This window comes from Pricia sp., assembly GCF_041745955.1.
In the GTDB taxonomy this organism is placed as follows: Bacteria; Bacteroidota; Bacteroidia; order Flavobacteriales; family Flavobacteriaceae; genus Pricia.
On the sequence record NZ_JBGTHY010000478.1, the window covers coordinates 1 to 5,105 of the forward strand.

3 protein-coding genes and 1 pseudogene are annotated in these 5,105 nt (G+C 46.3%); all 4 read right to left on the reverse strand.

Translation table 11 applies throughout. From position 1 onward, the window contains the following. Positions 1-775 (reverse strand): lactonase family protein (locus tag ACEW8S_RS16820; protein WP_373519279.1); only part of this gene is annotated, 775 nt, incomplete at its 3' end. A 155-nt stretch (positions 776-930) separates the two neighbouring features. Next, a complete protein-coding gene (locus ACEW8S_RS16825) occupies positions 931-2,001 on the reverse strand; it encodes a mannonate dehydratase (protein ID WP_373519280.1) in 1,071 nt (356 codons plus the stop codon). Positions 2,002-2,056: 55 nt separating this feature from the next. After that, positions 2,057-4,225 carry a hypothetical protein gene (locus ACEW8S_RS16830; protein ID WP_373519281.1) on the reverse strand — a complete coding sequence of 723 codons (2,169 nt, stop codon included), beginning with the start codon at positions 4,223-4,225 and terminating at the stop codon, positions 2,057-2,059. Between the two features lie 160 nt (positions 4,226-4,385). After that, positions 4,386-5,105 (reverse strand): annotated as a pseudogene (locus ACEW8S_RS16835) (hypothetical protein); the annotation flags it as partial.

Sequence of the window (5,105 nt, forward strand, 5' to 3'; positions counted from 1 at the left end):
AGCGTATGGCCGCAGCCGAGGGAACTTCATTGTAATCGTCGGGAAGCGTTGGGCTATCATTTACCAATGTCAGCATTCCGGTCGAATCGTCCAAGGTGTATGTGAGCAGGTGCGCATTCAATTCACAGATCAGGTAGACCACATCTTTGTTCGCATCGAACTCCAAATGTCTCGGACCGTAACCCGCCGGTACCTCGATGCCAATGACCTCCGAAAATTCACCAGTAAGACGGGCGGTATCATGTAGCCATATTTTGTCACTGCCCAAATCACATACGTAGAGCCATTTACCACTAGGGGAAACCATGGCGCAATGCGCATGCGATCGCTCTTGCCGATCCGTATTAGGGCCCTGGCCCTCGTAGCTATGAACGTGTTTTGCAGCGGATAATCTGCCCTCTTCTATGGAATGCACCGAAAGTCGGCCATTCATATAGGACGCCACAAAAATCTGGTTTCTTGCCTTATTTGCACTTACATGACAGGTCGCCGTGCCTTGCGTACTTTGGGTGGATAGCTGTTTCAATGACCCATCTTCATCGATCGAGAACGACATTACGTTTCCCGGTTCCTCATATTGATCGGAGGCTATTAGCAATATATTATCCCCGTATTTGGCCAGATACGTGGCATTGACGGCTTCAGGATAGGAAGATTTTCTACTAAGCTGGCCCGTTTGCAAATCAAGGGAACATAGGGTTAACCCCTCGCCATTGATATCGGTAAAATAGCCGCCTGCTTTGGAATATGATCCTATATAAAATACCTGTTCCATGATCAACCCAGTTTAGGAAGGCCTACTCCGTTACCAACCTGCAATGCGTGTCCATGGAGTTCATTTGCCAGGGAGGAGCATAAACACACAAAGGCTTTGGCTATCGCTTCGGTATTTAGAATGATCCTGTCCTTTAAATCTATGGTTATCATCCCTTATTTAATTGTGTTGCGTAATGCGTTTAAATATCCCATAGCATAAGCCATACCCGAAATCCACGGCGATTTGCCCGAGACTTGGGGCGCATGGTCGGGAATAAGTACGCCATCAAATCTGTACTTTCTCAGGATTTCAATAATTCTGCCCATATCGATATCGCCATCATCGATAAACGATTCCTTATAATCGGGCACCTTGCCTTTGACGTTCCTGATATGAATATACCCTATTTTGTTTCTTTGGGCAAAATTTTCCAATGCCGCATAGACATCGGATCCGTTCATTTCAGAAATGGTTCCCAAGCAAAGTTCCATTACATGATTGGGACTGTCATTGAGCATCATTATTTCGCGGTAATGATCCGGATGGTAACCTATCCGGGGTTGTTTTCTCACTTCTTGCAAAGGCGGGTCATCGGGGTGCAGCGCCAGTTTCACGTTCGCCTCTTCGGCAACCGGTATCATTTCATCAAGAAAATAGGTGTAACGATCCATAAGTTCCTCGTGACCGATGCTCGCGATATGGCCCTCGGGCGCGTTACGATCATAGATCATATTCCAGACCATACCGTTCGGAATCGGACTATCCAAAGCCTCCGAATGTCCTTCAAGCCCCACAGATAGGGCCTCGCCCCTGGCATAAGGGCCGATGGTCCTTCCTGCAACACCTGCCAATGAAAAGTTATACCCCATAATAGGGATGCCCGCTTTGCCCATATTTCGGATCAACTGCTTTAGGCCCGCTAACTGCGTTTCCCGTTTTGGACCTTTCAACAGCACATCGTACCAGAATGCGGGACTAAAATTTTCCAGGGCCTCTAAAACCAACCCATGTTCGGCCATGTCTTTTTTAAGGGCCGCCAATTCTTTAAAAGACCAAATTTCGGTCTCTTTGGCGACGCCCCAACCTTTGGTTTTGTTTCCTAGGGGTTGATCGCCCGGGCCGGTATCGCTCTGGTGAAAATAATCGGTCAAATGGGCAACGATATGGGTAGCGCCCAGTTGTTTTGCCAACCGATAATATTCACCATTGAGCATGTGGCTATAAAGTCCAAAACCGATTTTCATATTTTTCTGATTTATTGGGATAACGCGAATTATGGATGAGCTTTTTACGCCAAAATTATTGGTCTACCATCACGGATTCCCCGTAGAACTTGGTGGCTATCAGGATATCGTCTTCGTATATCGAAAACTTCTTTTTTTCGAGTTTCACTCCAAATTTTCGTCCCCGATAGTTGATGTTTTTCAATTGCGCCTCCCCGATATCCTCATTATTGATAGGTTTGAAGGTAATATTTTTATCGTTCATTTTGATTCCAAAAGTTCCAAAGATAATTGCCTCCATGCCGGCACCGGCGGAGATTTCCAGGGGCATCGAAGAGCGGTCCTGTTCGGGTCTATCGGTACGGGGGTTTTGGGGCAAGTATGGGAAATAATCGATGTATCGCATGTTTCGCTGTAAAACGTCCCATCCCTTTCCGGCGAAACCCGTTTCATAAAGGTATCGGGAAACCCTGCCGGGCATACCGGCATATTGGCCGCCACCTCCCCAATCGGAATCGATCATATCCCAGTGCACGGTATCCTTTGGGGCAATCGAATACAGCCCGTATTTTCCGAGAAAAACACCTTCCTGTATATGGCCCACCAAACGGTTCAGCTGATGGTCGGGCAAATAATCCGCTCCCAAAAGATCCAAAAGGTGATAGGTCCAAATCGTACCCTTGGAACCATCGGGATAGAGGTTATCGAACCAGCCTTCTTTCTCGTTCCAAAGGTTTTCATCGACCAATTTTTTAAGCTTTTCGGCTTCCGCTGTATATTCTTTTGATTTTTTGTCGCCGACCACCTCTGCCCATTCCGCCATTTTATAGAGCAGGTCGATGGTAAGGGTATTCGTAATCGGTACCACATGGTTGTAGCCGTCCGTTCGTATTTCGATGATCTTTTCGGTATTGTACCCGATATCGACAAGACCTTTTTCATTGGTGTAGTTCGTCTGCAGTTCGGTCACCCAGCGCTGCATCCATTCCCAGACCGTGGCCCCGCCAGCTTTTTCCTCGAACAGACTGTAATCGCCAGTATGCCTCAAATAGGCTTCGATCATTATCTTTAGGGCAAAGGGTTCCTGAATATACAGATTGTCCCAAAAAGCACCGTTCCAACTGACATAGGTGCGTTTCATCTTTACGTTCTCGAAGTCGGTCAATATGGCCTGCTTCAAACTTTCGGGATCCAGCATGGCGATGACATCGGAACTGTACGAAGTGTCCCAACTTATCGTATAGGGCCAGGTACCCACGGCCCAGAACACATCGGTGATGTAATTGGGGTTCTCATAGCGGGACATCAGCACGGAAAGCATACAGCGATAGTAGTATTCCTCTAGCTGCTTGTTGCCAGTTTTCAATTTTGGCAACCGGTCGTAGGCCCAGGCCAATTTTTTACGGGTTACGCTTTCGGCGGCTTCCATACGTTGTTGAATATCCGTCTGAAAGATTTTTGGAGCGGTATCCCTGGTTTGATAGAACCTGACGGCGAACCAATAGGTCTTGGTCTCCTTCGGCGCCAGACTGATTTCAAATCCCTTTTCGCTAGTATCTTTTATAGAGGATGACACCCGTGCCGAAGCTACCTCGCTGCCGATGGTAAAGGTATCGATCTGTTTCATCTTTGTCGAGCCTTCCTTGAATTGGCAGGCCAGATTTTCGGCAACCTGATTGGGTTCCAAGGTCATGTTGAGCTCCTTTGAATTTCGGTTGTTCAAGACCAGCTTTAAAAAGACCTCGTCATCATCGTACGCCACATTGGTCCAGCTTTTTACGGAAAAACTTACCCATTTCTTATCGTATTCCTTATGAAAGGTACCCGTTCTGTAGTAGGAATTCGGCCGCCATTCCTCATCCTGTGTCACCATGATCGAGGGCGAGTTGGGCCTGAAATTAGAACCCAAGGGGTCAAATGCCTCCCGTTCGTCAATCCATTTTTCCCACATCACCGGTACGTCGTCCATGATCGTACGCCCCGTGCCCTTATCGTGAAAGTTCAGGTTGAAATTATAGAACTCGGATTCTATCGGTAAAAAATGGACGTTTGTAAACTGTGTGGTACTGTATTGACGGGGACTGACAAAACCGCGGTAGTTCACCAAAAGGGTCTGGTAATCGTCGAAATTCATTTGCTGTTTGTCCATCGCATAGTACTCCACATCACCCGGATCGTAGGTTTTTTGGGCAGACACGCCGGGTGCTATACCTATCAAAAGAAGTAGTAGTACTAAAAATTTCATAGGATTTGTCATGTGTTTAAAGTTTTTTTCTATTTCAAGAGCATCAAAATATCGCCATTTTTTGCTTTTTAGCCGTTCCGTCCAACAAGGTATTCTACCATTGGGCAGGATCGAAGTTTTCTGTGGCCTCCTATTCAAGTTAGGAGGCATTGATTTCTCTTTATTTTGCTTTTGTTCCATCCGGATTAAATGACCTATATAAAAAATTTAAATCCGTTATTAGTTTCTGTGATTCTCCCTTTTTTAGGACGCCTTGGTGCAATAGTTCCGCCCCTTGTTCTTGAAATGCGTTCCAATTTGGATGCCGTGGACGAACGAAAGCTTGTTCCATCGTTTCTAGCGTATCCTCGAAAAAATGGTTGCATAGTTCATTGTTGGCCTTGCTTTTCCAAGCTTCCAGATTTCCGGGTTGACCTCCGTTCCTGGCATACGTTTTCGTTTGGGTTCCGGTTGCGGCAACATAGGCGACGAAGGCACTAGCAACCGCGGCATGGGAACTCTTCGAGGATACGGCCAAACCGACACCGCCCAAAATGGTCGAAATCGGACGGTTCGGATTTACAGGACTATGGCAAAATGCTATCCTGTTTTCCGCATATCCTTTTCGGGAATAATTCGTGTATCCGAACAAATAGGGAGCATAGATAATTTCATGTGTATTGCCCATCCTATCCAAAGTTTGAATAGGGTTCCAATTTAGGGATTCTGGATGTACCTTCTCCAAATGGTACTTTAGTTGATCTAGTGAATGAACCCCTGCTTCCATTTCTATCTTGAAATCCTTTATAAAATTCCTACCGCTTTTCTGGGCGCATAAAGTCAAGAAAGAACACCAAAGATCGGTGGCACACATCGGCCAAGCTACGGAATAACCTTTCGG